Genomic DNA, 21,924 nt, shown 5'->3' on the forward strand with positions numbered 1-21,924 from the left:
GCCCATTTCACCCCGCAGGGCGCTGCCTATACTTTGGAGGTGACTCCTAAGCGGGTGCGCGCGAGCCAGCTTGAGGTCGAGCCCCCGCCTCCGCCGCTCACGTTGATCGAGCGTGTCCCCGGGTCGATCGGGGCGGGTTCGCTCTTCCAGGGTCGTTACGAGATCCTCTCCAAGCTCGGCAAGGGAGGGTTCGGCACCGTCTACCAGGCGCGCCAGGTCGCGACCAACCAGCTCGTCGCGATCAAGGTCATGCGCTCCGGCATGGCAGGCGACCACGACCGCCGTGTCGCGCGCTTCCAGCGCGAGATACGCCTTTGCGCCCGGCTGCACCATCCCAACATCGTCCGGCTCATCGACTCCGGCCGGACGGCGGAGGGGCTGCTCTACACCGTCTTCGAGTTCGTCCCGGGGGAGAACCTCGCGGACCTCCTCGCCAGGGAGGGCCCGCTCGATCCACGCGAGGCCAGGCACCTCATGCTCCAGGTCCTGGATGCGCTCAGTTGCGCCCATGCCCAAGGGGTCGTCCATCGGGACATCAAGCCAGCGAACATCATGGTGGTCCCGACCGGAGCGCGCCGAAACGCCATGGTGCTCGACTTCGGCATCGGCGCGCTCGTCGACGCGATGGCGGGGTCGAGCCCGGGCAGGGCGACCAGCCTTGAAGTCCTGTGCACGCCCGAATATGCCGCGCCGGAGCAAATCGAGGCGACGCGGCCGACCCCTCGCTCCGACCTCTACGCCTGGGGGCTCGTCTTCCTGGAGAGCCTCACGGGCAAGCCGGTCATCACGGGCGGCTCCTTGCAAGAGGTCCTCCTCAAACAGACGAGCCGCATGCCTATCCCCCTTCCCAGGCCGCTCTGGGGCCACCCCCTCGGCGAGATCCTCCAGAAGGCGACCGTGAAGGACGTCCGCAAGCGCAATGTCGACGCCGAGGGGCTCTTCTGGAAGCTCCAGGCCTGCGACGTCCACGCGCTGCGGCGGGAGTCCTTCCTCACGTCCGCCGCCGGGCCCGCGGAGCGGTCGGCGACGATCCCCCTGCGGACCCGGGCCGAGGGCCGCGGCCTTGCGCTCGTCCCGTCGAGGCACGCCCCCGAGGCCGAGCGGCGGCAGGTCACGGCCCTCTGTTATGGCCTGACGGCGCTCGGCCCGGGCCCGGCGTCCATCGATATCGAGGAGGTCGAGGAGCTCATCAGCCGGGAGCAGGCGCGCGGAGCCGACCTCGTCCGCCGCCACCAGGGCCGCTTCGCCGGTGCGCTCGGCGAGGAGGTGTTGAGCTACTTCGGCTGCGATGCGGGCCCGGAGGAAGGCGCCCTCGCCGCGGGTCGCGCCGCGCGGGAGCTCCTTTCGAGGGTGCGCAGCGAGAGCCACCGGCTCGAGGCCGAGCGCGGGATCCGCCTCGAAATTCGGATCGGCCTGCATACCGGTCGCGTGGGGAACCGCGACATGCGCGGCCCGGCGTACGCGCTCGGGACCACGCCCGGGATCGCCGCGCGCCTGAGCGCGCTCGCGGCCCCCGACACCATCGTCCTCAGCAGCACGACTTCCCGGCTCCTCGAAGCCCATTTCGCGCTCGTACGCGGCGGAGCGTTGCCCGTCGAGGGGCTCGACCGCCCCGTCGAGGTCTTCCTCTTGCGAGGCGAGCAGGCTGTCGGGTAGACCGAGAAAAATTGTCGAATACGGTGCCCGTCCGTCCGGAACAGGGCACCCCATTCTCGGCGTGCGAGAGGTGCGCCCCGGCCTCGCGGGGGCCACGATTTCTGTTAAGCTCCCGCACCTTTTGATTTCGGTCGCGGGGCGCCACCGGGCGTCCCCGTCTCCTTTCTTTGGTCAGCCATCTGCGACGGATGTGCGACATGAACAGAGTCTTGCGATTCGCGCCGCACGTACACCCGGCGCTCCTGGGCCCGGATTGCCTCGCGCTCCTCGGGGAGCATGACGAGACCATCCTCCAGGGACGCCTCTATGCGCTGGTCGCGCCCCTCGTGGACGGCATACGCACGAATGCGGAGATCATCGCGGCCCTCCGGGGAAAGGCCACCGCGCCCGAGGTGTACTATACGATCACGCTGCTCGAGCAGGGCGGCTACGTCACCCATGCCTCCCGCGAGCCTCCCGCCGAGGACGCCTTCTGGCGCTCGCTCGGGGTCGCGGGGGACGTCGCGGCCGAGCGCCGCTCCGGAATGCCCGTGACGGTCGAGGCGCGCGCGGGATTGAATGCGGAATCGTTCTGTGAAGCGCTCCGGGCGGCCGGTTTGAGGGTCGAGCCCGGGGCGGGGCTGCGGGTCGTCCTCGTCGAGGATTACCTCGCGCCCGAGCTCGCGGAGATGCATCGGCAGGCCCGCGCGGAGGGCTTTTGCTGGATGCCCGTGAAGCCGTCCGGGGCAGCGCCCTGGATGGGGCCGATGTTCCGCGCAGGGGGTCCTTGCTGGGATTGTCTTGCCTTCCGGATCCGCGCGCATCGCCCGGTCCAGACGTTCCTGCGGCGGAGCGCCGCGCGGGATGCATTCTCCCTCCCGCGCCCAGCGAGCCCCGCGGGGCTCGCCGCGGCCCACGGGCTTGCAGCGCTCGTGCTCGCGAGGTGGATCGCCGGCGGCGCGTGGGCTGAGATCGAACACCACGTCCTCGTCCTCGATTTCGAGCACCTCGCACTCGAAAAACACGCCGTGCAGCGCCGCCCGCAATGCCCGACCTGCGGAGACCCGGACCTCGTGAAGCGGCGCGCCGCGCAGCCACCGAGTCTCGAACGCCGCGCGCGCCTGGCCGCCCAGGAGGGGGGCAGCCGCGTGATCTCCCCGGAGGAGACCTTCGCGCAGTATCGGCACTTGATCAGCCCCGTGACCGGTGTCCTTTCCAGCGTGGAGCCCGTCGCCGGGCGGGAGGGCCCGCCGTGGTTCGTCCAAGGCGCGCGGTATCCCGTGGTGCCGGCCGCCGACGCGCGGCATCGGACGGACTTTCATGCCATGGCGGGCGGCAAGGGGCGCAGCGCCGCGCAGGCGCGGACGAGCGCGCTTTGCGAGGGAATCGAACGGGTGAGCGCCCTCTACCAGGGAGACGAACCCACGCTCCGCGCCCGCCTGGCCGAGCTGGGGGACGAGGGCGTCCACCCGCACGATCTCCAAGGCTTCAGCGAATCCCAGTACCGGACGCGCGACGCCTGGAATGCCTCCGCGCGCAGCCGCAAATGGCATGTACCGCTGCCCTTCGACGAGCGACGCGTGATCGACTGGACGCCCGTCTGGTCCCTCGGGACGCAGCAGCGGCGCTACCTGCCGACGGCCTTTTGTTACGCGCAAGCCCCGGTCGCCCCCGAGGAGCGATTCTGCGTGTACAGCTTCAATGGTCACGCCTCCGGCAATTGCCTCGAAGAAGCCATCCTGCACGGATTCTTCGAGCTCGTCGAGCGCGATGCCGTGGCCCTTTGGTGGTACAACCGGCTGCACCGGCCCGGGGTCGATCTCGCGAGCTTCGACGACCCCTATTTCGACGAGATCGAGGCCGCGTATCGTTCGATGGGCCGGCCGCTCCAGCTCCTCGACATCACGAGTGACCTCGGGATTCCGGTCCTCGTCGCGCTGGCGCAGGGCAAGGAAGAAGGACAACTTCATGCCGGCTTCGGCTGCCACCTCGACATTCGTGTGGCCGCGCAGCGCGCCCTTACCGAGCTGAACCAGGTCCACGACCCCGCGGGCCATTTCCCCCCGCTCCTCGACGTACGAAAGCTCGAAGATCGGAGCTTTTTGCGCCCTGCCGAGGACACGCTCCCCCGGACCTGTTCCCGGGCCCCGCGCCTCCCCGGGGGGAACGACCTCGCCGAGGACGTCCGCGCATGCGTGGCGCTCGCGGCCCGCGCCCACCTCGACATGCTCGTGCTCGACCAGACCCGGCCCGACCTCGGCCTTTGCGTCGTCAAGGTGACGGTGCCGGGGCTCCGGCATTTCTGGCCTCGCTTCGGGCCCGGGCGCCTCTATGACGTGCCCGTACGTATGGGGTGGCGGAATCGCGCGCTCGACGAGACGGAGCTCAATCCCGTGCCTTTCTTGACTTGAGGAGGGAGCATGCTGATCGACGCAGATCGTCACGTCATCGAGCCCATCGACCTGTGGAAGAGGTACCTGGAAGAGCCCTTCCGCGCGCACGCGCCGTCTTACGAGGACGTCGGCCGCAGCGGGCGGACGCCCCGGTTGATGCTGCAGGGGGAGCCGGTCCATCACAAGCTCTCCGAGCGCGCCGTGCGCGAGCTCTCCGCCGTCGGATCCCGGCGAAGCGACGAGTTATGGGCGGGGAGGGACCCCGCCGCGCAGATCCGGGCAATGGATCGAGCCCACGTCGACATGGCCCTCTTCTTTCCGACGACCACGCTTTTCCTGCTGGGAATCGACACGATCGATCCCGCCTTGGCCGGTGCTTTCACCCGCGCCTACAATCGCTGGCTGCACGATTTCTGTGCGCACGATCCAGCGCGGCTCCGAGGCGTCGGGGTGGTGAACGTCCACGACCCGGCCGCGATGGTCGAGGATCTCGCGTGCATCGCGGCGTGGGGGTGGACGGCGGTGGTATTGCGACCGAACCCGGTGAAGGGGCGGCTCTTGAGTGATCCCGCCTATGAACCTTTCTGGGCCGCGTGTGAACGGCTCGACGTGGCGGTCGCTCTCCATGAAGGCGCGCACGCGCGGGTCCCGACCGCCGGAGCGGATCGATTCGAGAGCCGCTTTGCGCTGCACGCGTGCTCGCATCCCATGGAGCAGATGATGGCGTTCCTCGCGCTGGTCGAGGGGGGCGTGCTGGAGCGCCACCCCGGTCTGCGCGTCGCGTTCCTCGAAGCCGGCTGCGGATGGCTGCCGTATTGGTTGTGGAGGCTCGACGAGATTGAATACCGCAACCTTTCGGGCGAGGTCGCGGAGAACGTCCGGAGGAAACCTTCGGAATACTTTCGGCGACAGTGTTTCGTCGCCATCGAGCCCGACGAGCCCTACCTGCCGGAGCTGATTCCATATATCGGCGAGGACAACCTGATCTTCGGGACGGACTTTCCCCACCTGGATCACGACAGCGACATCACGGAAAAACTCGTTCCCTTGGGGCAAAAGCTCCCCGGAAACGTGCTTCAGAAGATTCTGCGGGACAATCCGGCCCGGCTCTACAGGCTGGAGGGGGTTTAGCAACCCTCCGCTCTCACGGAAACCCTGGCCCGCGCAGGCTTCTGCGGGAGCGTCACCGTCAGCTTGTAGGATGGGGTACCATCAGGTTGGCTCTCCACGAATTCGAGACGCACGTCCGGCGGAAGCTTGTAGTTGAAGTGCGCCTCGAGCGCCTGCGCAGGGTCTGCGAGCAGCTCCTGCTTGAACGTCTCGTCGTGCCACGCCTTGGTGATCACGTGGAGCCACAGCTCGGAGGAATCCTCGACGGGATCGGATTCCGTGACCGAGTCCCCCTCAGGGACCTCCTTCCCCTGCGCCTCCGACGTGGACGTCGACGAAAGCGCGAGCGCCACCGCCACGAGCGCCCACAGGTCACCTCTCGTTTTCATGCCTCGTTCTCCTTTCCACGGTCTCCGAACGGCGGCGCCCCACGTCGTCCGCTCGCTCGCCATGGCCGAACATGGGACGACCCCTCCGCCGGTCAAGCGACCGGCGGTTTCGCCGCGAACGCCGCTCCCTTCGGATTTCAGCGGCTCCGCTAGAGCATCGAACGGTTCGATGCTCTGCGAGATCGCGAAGCGAGCTCGCCTCGGGGGGTGAATCGACCGGGCTTTGCCCGGGCGAGAGGGGGACGCGAGGCGTCCCCCTCGGGACGAAAGAAGCCTAGAACATCGAGCGGTTCTTGAACCGATCGATGTTCTAGGAACGACGAAGCTCCGTGAGGAGCACGCGAGCCGCCTTCAGATCCGCGTTCTCGAACCCCTCCGTGAACCACCCATAGACCTCCTCCAACATCCTCCGCGCCTCGTCGTTCTGGCCCTGGGTCCGCAGGATGCGAGAGAGCGCCATCGTGGCGCGCAGCTCCGGCATCCGCGCGCCCTGCCCACAGGCCACGTCCATCGCCTTGCGAAAGTGATGCTCTGCTTCCCCCATCGCCCCGTTGCCCTGCGCGAGCAGGTACGTGCCCAGCAACCGGTGCAGCTCGGCCACGTAGTAGGACTCGCGTAGCTCCGCTGCGAGCACCAGGCCCCATCGGAGGCGCGCGAGCGCGTCGCCGATCCTGCCCACAGCGGCCTCGGACTCCGCGACCAGCGAACTCCAATAGGGCATGGCCGTCTGCCCACTGGAGGCGTGGAGCATCGAGAGGCATCGGGATCCCGCTTCGACGTCGTGTTCGACCCACGCGCCGAGGACGGTGCCGAGGATCTTCCAAGGAGCGAGGCCCATTCGTTCGCCCAAATCGATGAGCTCGGTGGCCAGCTCCCGCACATGCTCCGGCTCACCCCGATAATGCCGAAGGCCGGCGAGGTACACGAGCGCGAGGCCGAGGCTATTGGCGTGCTTGAGTTCACGCGCCCACGCGAGGGCCGCCATGCCCTGCGCGAGCGATCGCTCCGGATACCCCAGCAGCCAGAACACCAGGGAGAGGACCGATTGGGCATGGACCTTGGGATCGATACCGAGCGTCACGGCATACGAGCGGTGCTCCGTGGGGTCGTACAACAAGAGGGCGCGCTCCAGGCTGGCCCGCGCCTCCTCCAATCGGCCGGCAAAAAAGAGGCATTTTCCCAGCGCGATCCATGCGGCCGCCTGCTGCGCTGGCTCCTGCTTGCGCTCCGCAGCGGCGAGCATCTGCTGCGCCATCGGCATCGGCTGATTGTCGTGTCCCAGGTTGTGATAATAAAGAAACAGCGCCCATGCCGTGGCAAACGCGAGCGGATGGTCCCCCACCTGGTCCAGGATCTGCTGCGAGCGCCGCGCGACCGATGCGGGCTCCGGGGCCACGTTGCCGTGCGTGGCCATCAGCGCAGGCAGCAGGAGCCCATTCAGCTCGAGCTCGACGGTCGCCCGGTCCCGCGCGTCCTTGATGGTGGGGAGCCAGTCGAGCGCCTCTCGGGCGTGTTCGATCGCCTCCCGGTTGGCCGACCGCTGCATCGCACGCATCGCCGCCTTCTGCGCATATCCAATGGCCCGCCGTTTCTGATCCGAAGCCGCGAGGTGATAGGCGAAAAGCTCGGGCTGCCCCTCGGGGACGTCGGGAAATCGCTCCTCCAGCACCGCCGCAATCCGCGCGTGCACCTCCCTTCGTGATCGCTTCAGCATCGACTCGTACGCCGCGTCCCGCACCAGCACGTGCTTGAACAGGTAGACCGGGTTCTTCAGCCGCCGCTTGCAATGGACGAGGTCGGAGGCCACGAGCTGGTCGAGGTGCTCGCGCAGCTCGTCGGGCTCGAGCGGATCGACCGCGCTGAGGAGATCGAGCGAAAATTCCCGGCCGATCGCCGAGGCCACCTGGGCCGTCTCCTTGGCCTTGCCGAGCCGGTCGAGCCGCGCCGTGAGCAGATCCCGCAGCGTGCTCGGAATGCTGAGATCCGAGAGCCGGCCCGCGAGGTGATACCGGTCCGCCTGCTCCACGAGCGCGCCGGACTCGATCATCATCCGCACGAGCTCCTCCACGAAGAGCGGCACCCCGTCGGTGCGCGTGGCAATGCAGTCGAGCACCTCCAGCGGGAGCGATCGCCCTGCGGTCACCGCCGCGGCCAGTTGCTCCACCTCGGGACGACCGAGGCGCTCGAGCTTCACGTGGTGCACCGCGGCGGGCGAAAAGCGCGCCACGAGCTCGGGGCGCGCGCAAAAGAGCGCGAACACGCGGGCCGACGCGAGCTCCGCCGTGAGCTGGGTCAGCAGTTCGAGCGTGCTCGGGTCCGCCCAGTGCGCGTCCTCCACCACGAGCACGAGCGGCTCCCGCTCGGCCATCTCGAAGAGCAACGAAAGGACGGCGTTGCGCGTCAGCTCCCGCGACTTCTGCGGCGAGAGGTCGAGCGGCGCCCACCGATCGGGCAGGGGGAGCGAAAGGAAGGACGCGAAGAGCGGCATGGCCTCGGCGAGGTCGAAGCCATGTTTCGTGAGCAGCGCCTCGAGCCCCTCCGCGCGGCCCTCGGCGGCCGCCTCTCGCCCCGGGGAGAGGAGCCGCGTCAAGGTATCGATGATCGGGTAAAAAGGGCTGTTCATCGTGTGCGGCGTGCACCGGCATTCGAGCCACGTGGGCGCCTCGCCACGGATACGCTCCCGCAGCTCGCGCACCAGGCGGGATTTTCCGATGCCTGCCTCGCCGCTCAGGACGACGGCCTGCCCCGCGCCGTCGAGCACCCGGTGAAAGTGCTCCAGCAAAGCCTCGATCTCCCGCGCGCGCCCAATCAGCGGAGCCGCCCGTTCGCCCTCCGGCGGCCCCGGCTGGAGCAGGTACAGCTCCACGGGGGCCGCGGCGCTGTCGAGCCGCAGCTCCCCGCCCTCGTCGAACGCGAAGTGGCCGCGGAGCAGCCGGTAGGTCTCTCCGCTGACCACGATGGCCCCGGGTTGTGCCAGCAAGCTGAGGCGATACGCGAGCTTCGGCGTCGCCCCGAGCAGGCGCCCGGGGTCCGTGCTCGTCGGCTCGCGCAGCTCACGCGCGACGACCATGCCCGTGTGCATGCCGACCCGAAGCTCGGCGCGCACCCCGCGCCCGGCCTCGAGCGTCGCGCTTTGCCGGCAGATCTCCTCCATCGCGGCGAAGGCCGCCTGCGCCGCTCGCTGGGCGTCGTCTTCCCGCGCGGCCGGGTAGCCGAAATGGAAGAGCACCGCCCCGCCGAGCGCCCCCGCGACGTGCCCGCCGCGCGCCCGCGCGATCCGCACGCACGCCTCCTGCTGGTCGCCGAGGATCCGGTCGAGCTCCTCGAGCTCCACGGCGCCGGGCTTCACGCTCACGACCGTGAGCGAACAGCACACGGCCGTGATCTGCCGCCGCTCCCCCTCGATCAGCCGCGCGCGCCCCTCAGCGCTGCCCTCCAGGCCGTCGCTGCCGAGGGGCAGACCCCCGACCGTGCTCGCCTTCGCCTCCGCCCCGACGCTCGGCGCGAGATCGCCGACATCGAGGCCCTCGAGCTCGCGAAGCAGCTCCTCCGCCGTCACGCCACGCGCGGCCGGGTCCTTCTGGGTCACGCGCCGGAGCAAATGCCCGAGCGGGTGGTCCGCGATCCTCGCGGGGATGGAAATGGGCTCCGGCGCGAGCTGCGCGGCCATCACCTCGGCCACCGTCGCGCCCTCGACCGCCCGCCGGCCGGTGAGGCATTCGAGGAACACGAGCCCCCACGCATAAAGATCCGATCGCTGGGTCAGAGGCAGCCCGCGGAGCTGCTCGGGCGCCGCATAAGCGGGCGTCCCGAGCGACTCGTGTGTCATCGTGATCCGGCTCTCGTCGCCGCGGACCTCCCCGAGGAGCGCTCCGACGCCAAAATCGAGCACGAGCACGTTTCGCCGCGCGCCGGTGGTGGTCACGAGGAGGTTCTCGGGCTTGAGATCCCGATGCACCACGCCGCTCGCGTGCGCGCAGGCGAGCGCGTCGAGGACCTGCAGCATGAAGTGCTGCGCCTCGAGCGGGTGCAGGCTGCCCTCCTCGGCGAGCACCTTGGCGAGGTCCTTGCCGGGCACGAACTCGAACACCGAGTACACGAGCCCTCCGTCGGCCCGCCCCGAGTCGAGCAGATGCACGATGTTCGGGTGGTGCATCTGCGCGCAGATGTGCACCTCGCGCTGGAAGCGGGCGAGTCTCTTGTCGTGGAGGGGCGCCCGCGGGTCCTCCGAGAGCCGGAGCACCTTCACGGCGACCGCCTGGTGGGTGGTCCGTTGCCGTGCCTTGTACACGGTGGAGAACGCGCCCTCGTTCAGCGTCTCGAGGAGCTCGTAGCGCCCTGCGAGCGCCGCGCCGACCGCCGTTTTTGTTCCCTGCGTGCCGCCCATCTCGAAAGCTCCCCCTGGGGACGCCCGTTCGGGTTTGCGCCCTCGGGTATGTGGTGTTCCACACTAGAACGGGCGCTGCGAACGACAATGTGTAGCGTCATCGGCGCGCGGGGAGGTGCGAGCGGGCAGGGGGGAGCGCTGCCCCGGGCGCTTGCCGCGGGCGCCCGGGCTGGTGCAGCGTTGAGGACGTCGGTGGGAGAGCGAGGGGAGTCGCTCAGCCGCGCAGGCGCGGTCCGCGCTCGCGGCCGTTCGAGCGCCCGCCCGAGCGACGACGAGCGAACAGCAGGGCCGCGAGCAGCGCGCTCAGGCCGGTGCCGCTTGCGGTGGGGGCCGCCGACTCGATACGGCAGCCGCAGCTCCCGGACTCGCCGCTCCCGGGCGGCGCGCCGCCCGCGGACGTACCGCCGCCCGCCATGACGCCGCCTGCGCCACCTGCGCCTCCCTCGCCGCCCGCGCCGCCGGACCCGACGAAGTTGCCGGTGGACGACGAGCTCGTCGCCGAGGGCACGTCCACGGCGCATTGACCGGCCTGGCAGGCCTCGCCCGGCGGGCACGTCACGCCGTCGCAGAGGTCGACACAGGCCCCGGCCTTGCAATGGGTACCGGCCTCGCACGTCACGCCGAGGCACGCGCTCTCCACGCACTGACCGCTGTCCACGTGGCAACTCTCGCCCGTGGCGCACGTCCGGCAGGCGCACCCGGGGATGCACACGCCGCTCACGCACACCTGGCCTTCTCCGCAGGTCACGCCCGTGCACGGATCCACGCAGTGATCCCCGCTGCAGACCTGGCCCGCGGGGCAAACGACCCCGGCGCAGGGCGCGCGGCACGCGCCGCCGTCACACACCTCGCCCTCCGGGCACACCACGTTCGCGCAGCTCTCCTCGATGCACAAGCTCCCTTTGCACACGAACGAGGGGAGACAGGGGAACTCGCCCGACTCGCACGACGCGACGCAGGTGCCGCCATTGCACACCGTCTCCGGCGGGCACGTCGCGTCATCGTCGATCAGGCCGTCGCAGTCGTTGTCGATGGCGTCACACGCCTCGCCCTGGCTGCCGGGCTGGAGGACGGGCTTGCAGATGAGCGTCCCTTGCGCGTCGCAGTCGGAGATGCCCTTGGCGCACGCCCCTTGCGCGCCGGGGACGTCGCAGGGCTGGCCGGCGCCGGGACACGCGACGCCGGTGAAACGGAAGAGAAAATCCTCGTAGTCGAGGTCGTTGCCGTTCACGCCCGCCGCGCCCGCCGCGTTCATGAAATCGAGATCCTCGAAGCCGAGGTAGAACGTGTTGGCGAGCATCTTCGACTTGTAGATGAGATCCGAGTACCAGGGTCCCGGGTTCGAGCAGAGCGTGCACGTCACGTTGAACCGGTGCTCGGTGTAGTGATACTGCGTCGCGTTCCCGTTGCCGGTGCCGTTCGGGTTGGGGATCAACACGAAGCCGATGTAGCCGCCCTTGTAGGCCGGGTTCTCGCGGATCGAGACGGCGCTCAGGTTGACCTGGTCGGGAGGCGGCAGGGCGCCCGAGAAGGGGAACAGGATCTGGATGTCGCTGTTCGGCGCCGCCATGTTGAGGTTCGCGCCGAGGTCCACGGGGACGTACTTCGGCGGGTTTTCGCTGGGGACGCTGTCGTCGACGTTGTACCAACCGACGGCGAAATTGGCGCCGCCGCCCTTGGCGATGTACTTGCCGCTGAAGTCGCAGAGCGGCGAGAACACCTGGGGCTCCACGGCGGCGTCCTGCACGACGTCGATCCCCTCGTTGATGTTGTCGTTGTTGACCGATCCGTTGATGTAACCGCTGAGGGCAGCGCCTCCATTCACGGGGATGACGGTGCCGTTCGGCTGCGTGACGGCCGCGAACGCCGCGCCGCTCGCGCAGAGGACCGCGGCGCCGAGGAAGGAGGAAACAACAACGGGGAACATGGGAGAGCTCGAACCGAGCATGGGATCCTTTCCGGCGCGGCCACCCGAGCCAAGGTGAAGAAATGCTTCGTGATGTTACCACGGGAGCGGCCCCGGAGGGCCCTCCTCCGGCACCCGAGCGGCGCGAAGCACGGAGACGAGAACCCAGGTCCACGCGCCCCCGGCTCAGGTCCACGCGCCCCCGGCTCAGGTCCACGCGCCCCCGGCTCAGGTCCACGCGCCCCCGGCTCAGGTCCACGCGCCCCCGGCTCAGGTCCACGCGCCCCCGGCTCAGGTCCACGCGCCCCCGGCTCAGGTCCACGCGCCCCCAGCTCAGGTCCACGCGCCCCCGGCTCAGGTCCACGCGCCCCCGGCTCAGGTCCACGCGCCCCCGGCTCAGGTCCACGCGCCCCCGGCTCAGGTCCACGCGCCTCCCGGTCAGGTCCACGCGCCCCTCGGTCAGGTCCACGCGCCTCCCCCTCGACACATGCACGCCCGTACACGACCCTTGCGGCGTATCGGGGGAGGCCTCCCTGGGAAGATATGATGGGCTAGACGCCGGCGGTCGTCACGCGGGCGATGTCCACGAGCGGCCCGTCCGCGTTCGGGATGGCGGCGCTCCCCCTGTCGGCCTGCGCCTGGGCGGAAGGGCGCGGCGAGGCGCCTTCGAGGAGCTGCGCGACGAAATCGTTGATGAACTTGCCCGTCGGATCGAGCGCGCGTTGCAGCTTGCGAAACCGGGTGAGGCGCTCCTGGTACATCGCCTCCATCTGCTTTGCATTCGCCCGCGTCGCTTTGCCGAGGTGGAGCTGCCCGCCGTACTTCCAGAGGATCTTCTCGACGTCGGCGAACACGTCGGACGCGTCGACCGAAAGGCTGGGCGCGAGCTCGATGAAGCAGGTCCTCCGGCCGACGCCCGGGCCGAGCAGGCTCTTTGATTGATCGGGCGTGAAACGGACCTCGACGATCGTCAAGAACCGCCTGTCCGCGAGGTGATCCATCACCTCGGCGAGGCACGCGCGGTGCTTGTCGTAAGGGACGCCGTACTCGAGCTCGTCGTGATTGTAAAAGAGCTTGCGCGGAAAACCGTCGCGCGCCGGATAGACGGTGTGATGCCCGTTCATGGTGAGCTTGAAGAAGAGCAGACCCAGGCTCGCGGTGATGTCCGAGATATCGAGGACCTTGGCGAGGCCGAGCAGGTACCCCGAGACCAGCATGTCGACGAGCTCCAGCCGCATCTTGTGCAGCCGAACGATCGATGACGGGGGCTCCACCGTATGATCCCACGTGTTCATGCGGACGTGCTCGGTCTGGACGCCGGCGATGTAATAAAAGCTGACGTGGTGGTGCTCGGCGAGGATCTCGTCGATGTGCTTCGCGACCCAGTCGCATCGGACGACGGTGACCGACTTCCGCAGGTTGAAGGCATCGACGCACGCGATTTCCGCTTCGATGACGACGCCGCAGGCGCCCATCCCTCCCAGGACCGCGTGGAACGCCTCCTCCCCGGCCTCGAGCGTCCGGGCGCGGCCCTCGCCGTCGACGAGGCGGATCGAGCGGATGTTGGAGGATAAAAAGCCGGCGTCGCGCCCGGTCCCGTGGACATCGGTGGCGATGAGCCCGGCAATGCTCTGCGCGTCGGTCGAGCCCTGCACCGGCAGCGCGAGGCCGTGCTTCAGGAGCTCCGCGGTGAGGTCACGGAGCCGAATCCCTGCCTGCACGCGGACCAGGCGGTTCCTCGCGTCGACCGACAAGATCTTCGCGTATTTGTCGAGGGAGAGCACCGTCCCCCCCGTCAGCGGGGATGCATTGAAGGAATGGCCGCCGCCGACCGCCCGCAGCCGGACGGACTCCTTGACGATGCGGCAGATCTCCTCTTCGCTCTCCGGTGTTTCGAAGCGCTGCGGCTGGATGTTGAAGGCCCGGTTCCAGCTCGACCAGAGGCCGGTCCCCGGTGAAAAGCGCCCCTCGTGGAGCACCCGCTCCCCCCCCGAAAGGATGTAGACGGCCGTATTGACGGTGTTGATCGACCACGTACGCGCGACGCGCCGCACCTTGTCCGCCACGGCGTGCACGCCGCGGCTGACGGAGTCCGAGCTGCTCATTGTACACCTCCCCTGTCGCTAGGGGAACCGAACTCGTGTTCGGTGTCAAGCGTTACTTGACTCCCAAACACGCATCGGGCGGAAACCGCGGGCTTCGGGCGCGGAGGAGACGTGTCGACCGGACGATGCTGGAGACGTACGACGAGGGAGACGCGACGGGACCCGTCGGCGGGTAGAGTACGTGGCCCACGCACCCCGGCGAGCAACCGCGTAACGTGGGTCGTAGGAAGGTCGAGCCATGTCGTTGATCGTCTGTGCTTATCGCCGCGACGCGGGGGGAGCGATCGAATGGATCGAGGAGGAGCCGCCTTTCCCCTGCAACGACCTGGCCGGCCCGGAGTCCTGGCGGCACAAGATATGGGGATCGCCCGAGCTACGTCGCCTCGGCCTGCGGATGTTGCCTTCGCTCGCCGAGGCCGACGTGTACGCGGAGGACGACGAGCTCGACGCGATCGAAGCCGAGCTCGGGATGCTCCGGGAAGCGTTGCCCGCGCTCGCGGCGGTCCTGAAGGTCGACGCGGAGGGCCTCCGGTTTCGCGTGGAGAACATCGCCGCGGCGGTTCGTATTGCGCGCGCCCACGGAGGCGGGGTGTACATGGGCTGAAATGCGGTCGGGCGGGGCAGGGGAGATGCACGGCGCGTGGCGTTCGAAATCGCAGCGTCAGCCCGCCCCGCCGACCCGTCTTCCAGCGACCCATACCTCGGCGAGATTCGCGCGGGAGGCCGTGTAAACAATCTTCGCGAGCACATCCTCGGGCGCATCAAGCTCGTCGAAGAGCCGGATCGTGCCGTTCGGCGCCGTGGTGTCGACCCGGACAGCGTCGAAGTGGCAGCCGGGCTCGAAGCGGCCGACCGGGAGATCCAGCGCGTCGGCGCCCGCCGCGGTCGCGAGATGGAAGGCGTCACGGATGTCGATGCGGGCGGAGGGCCGGCCGCGCGTCTCCGGCGGCAACGCCGGGTCGACGCCGCTCTCCAGCATACGCGAGGCAGCGACGGCCAAACGGCACGCGTCGAGCATGGAGGCGCTCGGGCCGCCGGAAATGTCGGTGCCCAGGCCGACGCGGACGCCCTTGGCGAGCGCTGCACGGAGGGGGAAGACCGCATTCGAGAAATAGGCGTTCGACAGGGGACAGTGCGCAACGCCCGCGCCACGGGCGGCGATGCGGGCCATGTCGGAGGCCGTGATCAGGTTCGCATGGGCGAGGATCGAGCGTCGCGTGAGGAGGCCGAAGCGATCGAGGCATTCGGCGTCCGTCACCCCGTGGCGGGCGAGGACATAGCCGTGCTCCCAGTCGCTCTCGGAGCAATGGGTCTGGACGTGGCAGCCGTGTTCCTTGACGATGGCGCCGAGGCCTTCGAGCATCGCGTCGGTGCAGGAGGGTAGGAATCGCGGCGTCACGACGGGGTGGACGAGGCCGCCTTCATTCGCCGGATGGGCGCGGACGTAGTCGAGGAGCGCTCGGGTGCCTTCAAGGCCGGCCTCGGTCGAGGCGTCGCGGTAGAAGTCCGGGCATTCCTGCGGGTTATCCATCGCGACCTTGCCGACGAGGGCGCGCTGGCCCTGTTCCAGGCAGGTGTCGACGAGGAGGCGGGTCGCTTCCTGGTGGATCGTGGCAAAGTAGAGGGCCGTCGTGGTGCCACTCGCGAGGAGGTCGGCGACGAGGGTTTTGTAGACCTTTTGCGCGAAGGCCACGTCGGCGTAGCGGGCTTCCAGCGGGAAGGTGTGGCGCAGCCAGATTTCCAGCGGCACGTGGAGCGCCTTGCCGAGCTGCGGGTATTGCGGGGCGTGGATGTGGAGGTCGACGAAGCCGGGGAGCACGTACGAGCCCGCGGGAAGTGTCACCAGGGCGCCGGCCCTCGACGCTGCGATCCGGGCGCCCGGGTGGTGGGGGTCGCTCGATCGGGTCACGGTGGTGATCCGGCCCGCCGCGTCGATTTCGACGAGGGCGTCGTCCAGGACCTCGATGCCGCCGAGCACGGGCGCGTGGAAGAAGGTGCCGGCGAGGGTCTTGCCGCGGAGGTCGGTCATTTGGGTTGCTCTTCGTAGCATGCTCTGCACCGAAGCGGCCTCGACCCTCTGCCCCGGGGAGCCCGTGCCGTACCCCCGACGAGCGACCGTCCCGGATGCCTGGTGCCCGTCACGATCCCCAACGACGTCGAGCGCGTTCGTCGTCACAACATCGGATTGGGCCGAGCTCGAAGCCTCCCATCTCCCATGAGCGCGCGATGCCTGCTGAGCCGACCGAGGCCGAATCGGAGCCTGCTAGCCTCGTACGACCCGCAAAAACACCTCGATTCGCAGCGCGTCTGCCCGTGTTTTCGCCCCCGATCCCGCGAGTGCGGGCTCGCTGCGCCAGGCCGCGCTCGCGAGCGCCGAGGCCTCTGCCGCGCGGCCCATCCGCTGTACCTCGTAATCGACCGCCTCCACCGCCTCCTCGATCCGGCTGAAGCGGGCCATGCTCTCGCCGTCGACGAGCACCTCCCAGCGCTTGCCGCGCACGCCGCGGCTCACGACGAGCGCCTCCGCGAGTTGTCCAGGTCGACGCTCAAAATGTAGAACGAGCCCGTATTTGCCGAGAGACGACCACGCATGGCCGGAGAGCGCGCGGACCTCGTCGGAGATCCCGAGCCCCAGCGGATCGAAGCGCGCGGCGCGGTCCTGGATCTCGCCCAGCGTGATCGCGCCCGCCTCAAGCTCGAATCCAGGATGATCGAAGGCGATCCGATCCCAGGTGCGCCTCGCCGCGGAGGCGTCGCGGCCCTCGAGGTCCACATCCCGCGGCATGCCGAAGAGAGACGGGAGCGTGCAGAGATCCAGGGCCGAGAGGTCCACGAAATCGAGGACCAAGCAATCGGTTTTTCCAGGGAATAGACGCGTCCCGCGCCCCACGCATTGCGCGTAGAGCCCCTCGTTCCGCGTGGGACGGGCCATCGCGACGCAGCTCACGCCTGGATCGTCGAAGCCCTCGGTCAAGACGCCGACGTTGGTGAGCACGATCGTGCGGCCTTTTCGAAAATCCTCGAGGGCCCTTGCGCGGTCTTCGGGCGTCATCGTTCCGTGGACAATGCCGGCGGGGACGCCGAGGGCGTTGAGCGCGAAGCAGAGGTTTCGCGCGTGGCGCACGGTCACGCAGAAGGCGATGGTGCGCCTGTCGCGCGCGAGCTCCTGGATCGCGCGCGACACGAGGGCGTTGCGCTCCTCGATGTCCACGGCGAGCGCAAGCTCGTCCTCGGCGAAGTCGAGGCCGTCGCCCGAGAGGCGCGAGAGGTCGGCGGTGGTGGCGATGCGATAGCCGGAGAGCCGAGCGAGATAGCCTTGCTCGATGAGCTCCGGCAAGGTCTTCGCATAGACGATGCGCTCGAAGACCGTGTCGAGGCCCTTTCCGTCGCCGCGGGTGGTGGTGGCCGTGAAGCCGAGCAAGGTGCCATTCCAGCCGAAATCGAAGGCGCCGAGGCGGCGGAGGACGCGGAGGTTGTCGGCGGCGGCGGCGTGGTGGCATTCGTCGTAGATGACAAGCCCGATGTCGCGGCCCGCGAGGAGGTCTTCCAGGCGCGCCTCGTGAAGCGAGCGGATCGAAGCGACGAGGACCTTGGCATCGCGCGAAGCGCGGCGCGCGGCTTGCTCCACGGCGACGATGGCTTCGCCGGCGAGGGCGCGGTGGATCTTGTCGCGGGCTTGCTCGACGAGTTCCTCCCGATGCGCGAGCACGAGGACGCCGCGGCGCGCGAGGCGGGACAACTCGGCGAAGATGACGGTCTTGCCGGCGCCGGTCGGGAGGCAGACGACCATGCGGCGGACGCCTGCACGCCGGGCGGAGAGGACAGCGCTCACGGCTTCGCGCTGGTAGGGGCGGAGCGAGGGCGCAGGCGGGGGAGAAGTCATGCGGGGGGCGGGGAGTGTAGCCGGTCACGCATGAAAGATCTCCCGATCCGCGCCCTCTTCGATTGCCGAGAACGGGTTCAGGGTCGAGCCCGCCGGCCAGGGGCCAGAACGGCTCAGGGGAAGGCCTCCTCCCTCTTCGGCGGCCAAGTGACCGACGCATGACGGTCTTCGCCACGGGAGGGTCGGGGTTCGTCGGGGGGATACCGTGTGCACCTCCCACCTTTCGGGTTGCGATTCCGTCTTGCATTGCGCGGCGTACGTGGAGGAGTGGAGGCGCGGGAGCAATTCTGGAAGGCCAACGTGGATGGCACGACGCAGTGACGGAGGCGTTCAGGCCAGCTACCCGGGTTCTCCAAATGACTCGGCGCCCCGCTTCTACCGCCAGTTCAAGAAGGGCTGCAGTTCTCGAGCCGTGCGTGACATCGGCGGTAGGTCGATAGAATGTCATCCCTATGGGTGAGATGCCTGGGTATGGCATGTACGCGTATCGCTATCGCCTGCCCGTAGGTGGATAGGTATGTGATAGGGTTGCCGGGATGGACGTCCTGTCGCTCTGTCCGCTGCGGGCTCGAGGGTTTATCTGGCAATCGCACGCGGGTACGCACGCGCAGACGATCGTCGTGAAGGCGACCTTCGTACTCGTGCCGGGCGTGTCGTTGCTCGCGCCAGAAGAGGATCAGGAGCCGCCGAATGACGACGATGCTCACTGGGACGACGATCCGGCGCGCAGCGTCGTCGCGCCGAGCGACAGGGTGCCCTACAAGCCGCGAGCCGACGTGATGCTGGTCGGGCACGCGTACGCGCCCGGAGAGCAGCCCGTGCGGTCGCTGGTGGCGCGGCTCCTGGTGGGCGAGCTCGACAAGTCGCTGGAGGTCTGGTGCGACCGGGGTTTCCGGCTCCAGGATGGGCAGCTCCGCGAGGGACCCCGGTTCACGAAAATGCCGCTTCGGTGGGAGCGCGCAGCGGGGGGGCCCGACACGAACAATCCGGTCGGGATCCCCTTCGGCGCGGCCCCCGATCGACACGGATTATCGATACTTCCGAATCTGCAGCCCATGGGAACTTTCGTGTCCGAGCGGTCGGACACCTTCGCGCCGGTGGGGTTCGGTCCGGTCGGGGCGACGTGGCCAGGGCGGTTGATGTGGCTCGGGGGCTCAACGGGACATTTGTCACAGGCGGGATGGGAGGAGAAACCCCTTCCAGAAGGTGTGAATTGCGCCTATTTCCAGGCCGCGCCGCCGGATCAGCAGGTACCGCGAATCCGGGCGAACGAGCGGATCGTGCTGGAACACTTGCACCCCGAGCACGCGCGACTCGTGACGAACCTGCCAGGTCTAAAACCGCGGGTGGTGGCGGAGCGAGCGAGCGGGGAGCGGGAGGAGGTCGCGCTCGTCGCGGATACCCTGTGGATCGACACGGACCGCGCGATATGCGTGGTGACGTGGCGCGGGAGCATCGGGCTTCGACACAAGGGGGAGGCGGGGCGGATCGTGGTGACCCTCGAGGCGGAGGGCGGAGCCGCGAAACAGCGGGAGCAGGAGGGGGACGCGGAAATGACGCTCGCCCCGGGTTTCGGTCCGACCGATATCGCAGGCCCGGTGCTGCCGTTCGTCGGCGGAAACAAAACCCCAGAATGCAGGCAACGTCGGTCCACGGCGACGCCAGAGGACGTGGCCTTGCCGTTTGGTAAGGGCGGGATTTCGGCGCTCAGGGCACGCCCGTCGTCGCCGCTGCCGTCCGGGGATGCGACCTTGTTTCCATCGGGAGATCCCAAAGCGGCTTCGGCGGCGCCTGGCGTCGCGCCGCCGCCCTTTGTTTTCGCGCCGGCGCCGACGGGGGCGCCCATCACGTCGAGCCATGCAAGCCCGTGGGCTGGGGGAGATGGTCCCGACGGCCGCGCTGCACCGTCGTTATCGATCGGTCAAAGGGTCGCCCATGGGAACGTACCGTCGGCGCCTGCGAAGGCCGAGGACGTGAAGCTCGATCGGGTGTCGTCACCTGCGGAGGCCCAGGAGAAGCCGGAGACCTCGATGGCCGATGCTGCGCTGGGCGGCGCCGCGGCCGCGTCCCATGCGGCTGCGCGGGCGGGAGCGGGGCTTCGGCGGCCCGTGCTGGCGCGAGCCTCGGTCGAGCTGATCTGGTTGAACGCGGGCTCGATGCAGCGAATCCGGAAGCAGGTTGCGTGGAAGGAGCTCGTTGCAGGGGTGAAGGTACGTCCCGAAGACGAGGACCTGGAGGACGACGTACCGGCGCCGCGGCGCACGCCTGCAAAGGATCGACGGGAGGTCTTGACGATCCTCTCCAAGGGCGAAGCGCTGGACGTGCCGGGGGTGGAGGGGGCGCTTTACCAGGCCATGGAGGACGAGGGGGGATTCACGCCGCCTCTCGTGCTGGTCGGTGGCCTGCTCGAAATGCAGTTCGACGAGCTGGAGCTCCTGAAGGCGACCTTGGCGGCGTTATCGCCCCATGTGCTGGGGGACAAACGTCTCGAGGACGCGGTGGGTCGGGTGCAGGAGATGATGAAGATGCCGTGGTCCTCGGGGGCGAGCGGCGTGCTGGAGGAGGCGGCCGTCGGGTTACGGGGGCAGTTCCTGGAGGGGAAGAAGGGGGCGGCAGCCGCGGCGCTGGACGTGCAAGTGGAGAGGGCGCTGCTCGAGCAGAGGCATTGGCGGAAGCGGGCGGCGTTCGGGCAGATGCGGGTGGTGGGGCACCTCTTGGAAGCAAGCGGCAAGGGACGGGTGCCGGTGTATTTGCCGGAGAGCTTGGGGAAGGAATTGCCGGCGATCCGGAGGATGGAGGTGCGGGTGATCGGGGAGGTGCGGCCGCGGGTGGAGCAGGGGGAGATGCATCCGGCGGCGGTGCGGGGGGTGGCGGTGGGGAGGGGCGTCGGGTAGGTTGAATTTGCAAACGGGGACAATATCAGGGGGACATGCCATCCACCCCATCGGCGCGCGTCAGTAAATCAGCCAGCGCCAACGCGACATCTTCCTTATGTAAATCATATCGTGCGATATCGAACGGATTCGAGAGGTAGCAGACTTCGACGAGTACGTTGGTTCCTTTGGGCCTCATGATGCCCAGCGTCTTGTGACGCGTCTCCCTTTCCGACCACATGCCAGCGGGCTGGCCGGGCTTCGCACCTGGGACTTTGCGGAGGCCCATGATGGAAGAGAGCGTATCCGCGATGTTCTGGGCCAACTCGAGCTCCTTCTCGGTTGCCTTTTCTGGATGGATGGCCAAGACCCCGCTATCGGTCCTGTTCCCGGAATTGAAGTGCAATTCACACACAACGTCGTCTTGAGTGCTTTTTATCTTCTTTATAACCCTCCTCAGGGAATCATTGTCATCATCGATCGCGACCGTCGCCTTGCGCGCCTGAAATTGCGACAATGCTAGCTTCTGAACGGTCAAATTTCGAAGCTCCTTCGTGAGTGTCGACTCGTTGACGAGTTCCGTATCAACCCGGATATACGGATACTGTGGCAGCCCGACTAGCACATGCCTCTTGCCCGATGCGCCGGGATCGAAATTATGGTGACCGGCAAGTAAGTATATCATGAATCCGAATCCAATATCATGTTATCTGCGCGAGAAGGATCGCCGCAATCAAGAATGCTACCATGTTCGCTTCGTCGATCGTGGCTGTTTCCTGGGCCATCACGACAATGACGGCGCGCGCTCCCTTGGACAGCATCCACCGATGAACCGATTTCACCGTTTATACAAGCCTCGAATCCGAGGTGCCCAGGGCACGGCTCCGTGGGGTGCAAGCTTAGCGCGCTCTACTCAGTCAGCGAATGCGACAATGCCGCAATCTTTGCCAGCAGCCTCGTCGAGCACCCTCATCATCTTCGTCGCAGCGTTCGATTTTTCCACATCAATATCATTGGCAATTTGATGCTTTAGAATATCTAACGCCATTTTTACTTGCCGTGAATCCAAGCGCGAATCCGTGAAGTAGCTCCAGTCCGATCCGAGATCCTTCAGCTTCGTCCATAGGGCTTGAAGGGACACAAACTCCGCCATGGACATGGACTCCATATAGAACTCCTCGTCAGGGTCGCTGGGGATATCGGACGGGTCGTCAATCAGGTAGATGTCCAGCATGTTTGATTC

General features: G+C 68.1%; 14 protein-coding genes. 5 read left to right on the plus strand and 9 right to left on the minus strand.

Features of this window, described 5'->3' with window-relative positions:
• The first annotated feature begins 39 nt into the window (after window positions 1-39).
• The 3 genes from QHF89_RS11565 to QHF89_RS11575 all read left to right on the plus strand — a co-directional run bounded on the left by QHF89_RS11565 (window position 40) and on the right by QHF89_RS11575 (window position 5,159).
• On the plus strand, window positions 40-1,656 hold the full coding sequence (locus QHF89_RS11565; RefSeq protein WP_136969393.1) for a protein kinase domain-containing protein: 1,617 nt from the start codon (window positions 40-42) through the stop codon (window positions 1,654-1,656).
• A 197-nt stretch (window positions 1,657-1,853) separates the two neighbouring features.
• Window positions 1,854-4,046, plus strand: coding sequence for a TOMM precursor leader peptide-binding protein (locus QHF89_RS11570; protein ID WP_284720375.1), 2,193 nt, complete (start codon window positions 1,854-1,856; stop codon window positions 4,044-4,046).
• A gap of 9 nt (window positions 4,047-4,055) precedes the next feature.
• On the plus strand, window positions 4,056-5,159 hold the full coding sequence (locus QHF89_RS11575) for an amidohydrolase family protein (RefSeq protein ID WP_136969395.1): 1,104 nt from the start codon (window positions 4,056-4,058) through the stop codon (window positions 5,157-5,159).
• Here QHF89_RS11575 and QHF89_RS11580 read toward each other — a convergent pair.
• From QHF89_RS11580 to QHF89_RS11595, 4 genes are all read right to left on the minus strand, one after another.
• Window positions 5,156-5,527 carry a BMA_0021/BMA_0022 family TOMM bacteriocin gene (locus QHF89_RS11580; RefSeq protein ID WP_136969396.1) on the minus strand — a complete coding sequence of 124 codons (372 nt, stop codon included), beginning with the start codon at window positions 5,525-5,527 and terminating at the stop codon, window positions 5,156-5,158. The genes QHF89_RS11575 and QHF89_RS11580 overlap by 4 nt on opposite strands.
• Window positions 5,528-5,837: 310 nt before the next feature.
• Window positions 5,838-9,914 (minus strand): TOMM system kinase/cyclase fusion protein, encoded by a 4,077-nt coding sequence (locus QHF89_RS11585; protein ID WP_136969397.1) that lies wholly within the window; start codon window positions 9,912-9,914, stop codon window positions 5,838-5,840.
• Between the two features lie 214 nt (window positions 9,915-10,128).
• The gene (locus QHF89_RS11590; protein WP_136969398.1) at window positions 10,129-11,841 is read right to left on the minus strand and encodes an MYXO-CTERM sorting domain-containing protein; all 1,713 of its coding nucleotides are present in this window, start codon (window positions 11,839-11,841) and stop codon (window positions 10,129-10,131) included.
• A gap of 530 nt (window positions 11,842-12,371) precedes the next feature.
• Complete coding sequence (locus QHF89_RS11595; RefSeq protein WP_136969399.1) at window positions 12,372-13,925, minus strand: D-arabinono-1,4-lactone oxidase; 1,554 nt, start codon at window positions 13,923-13,925, stop codon at window positions 12,372-12,374.
• A gap of 238 nt (window positions 13,926-14,163) precedes the next feature.
• On the opposite strand from QHF89_RS11595, the gene QHF89_RS11600 reads away from it, so the two are divergent.
• Window positions 14,164-14,529: a hypothetical protein gene (locus QHF89_RS11600; RefSeq protein ID WP_136969400.1), complete on the plus strand. Its 366-nt coding sequence runs from the start codon at window positions 14,164-14,166 to the stop codon at window positions 14,527-14,529.
• 57 nt (window positions 14,530-14,586) lie between these two features.
• Here QHF89_RS11600 and guaD read toward each other — a convergent pair whose 3' ends face one another.
• On the minus strand, window positions 14,587-15,954 hold the full coding sequence (gene guaD, locus QHF89_RS11605) for a guanine deaminase (RefSeq protein ID WP_136969401.1): 1,368 nt from the start codon (window positions 15,952-15,954) through the stop codon (window positions 14,587-14,589).
• 234 nt (window positions 15,955-16,188) lie between these two features.
• The gene (locus tag QHF89_RS11610) at window positions 16,189-17,808 is read right to left on the minus strand and encodes a DEAD/DEAH box helicase (RefSeq protein WP_136969402.1); all 1,620 of its coding nucleotides are present in this window, start codon (window positions 17,806-17,808) and stop codon (window positions 16,189-16,191) included.
• A gap of 536 nt (window positions 17,809-18,344) precedes the next feature.
• Between QHF89_RS11610 and QHF89_RS11615 the strand changes: the two genes are divergently transcribed.
• On the plus strand, window positions 18,345-20,702 hold the full coding sequence (locus QHF89_RS11615) for a DUF2169 family type VI secretion system accessory protein (protein WP_136969403.1): 2,358 nt from the start codon (window positions 18,345-18,347) through the stop codon (window positions 20,700-20,702).
• A 25-nt stretch (window positions 20,703-20,727) separates the two neighbouring features.
• Here QHF89_RS11615 and QHF89_RS11620 read toward each other — a convergent pair whose 3' ends face one another.
• The 3 genes from QHF89_RS11620 to QHF89_RS11630 form a co-directional block, all read right to left on the minus strand.
• A complete protein-coding gene (locus QHF89_RS11620; RefSeq protein ID WP_136969404.1) occupies window positions 20,728-21,366 on the minus strand; it encodes an N-acetylmuramoyl-L-alanine amidase in 639 nt (212 codons plus the stop codon).
• 16 nt (window positions 21,367-21,382) lie between these two features.
• The gene (locus QHF89_RS11625; protein WP_284720376.1) at window positions 21,383-21,523 is read right to left on the minus strand and encodes a hypothetical protein; all 141 of its coding nucleotides are present in this window, start codon (window positions 21,521-21,523) and stop codon (window positions 21,383-21,385) included.
• 71 nt (window positions 21,524-21,594) lie between these two features.
• Window positions 21,595-21,915, minus strand: a complete 321-nt coding sequence (locus QHF89_RS11630) for a hypothetical protein (protein ID WP_136969405.1) — start codon at window positions 21,913-21,915, stop codon at window positions 21,595-21,597.
• Window positions 21,916-21,924 lie beyond the last annotated feature (9 nt).

It is taken from the genome of Polyangium sorediatum, assembly GCF_029946465.1.
GTDB classification, from domain to species: domain Bacteria; phylum Myxococcota_A; class Polyangia; order Polyangiales; family Polyangiaceae; genus Polyangium; species Polyangium fumosum.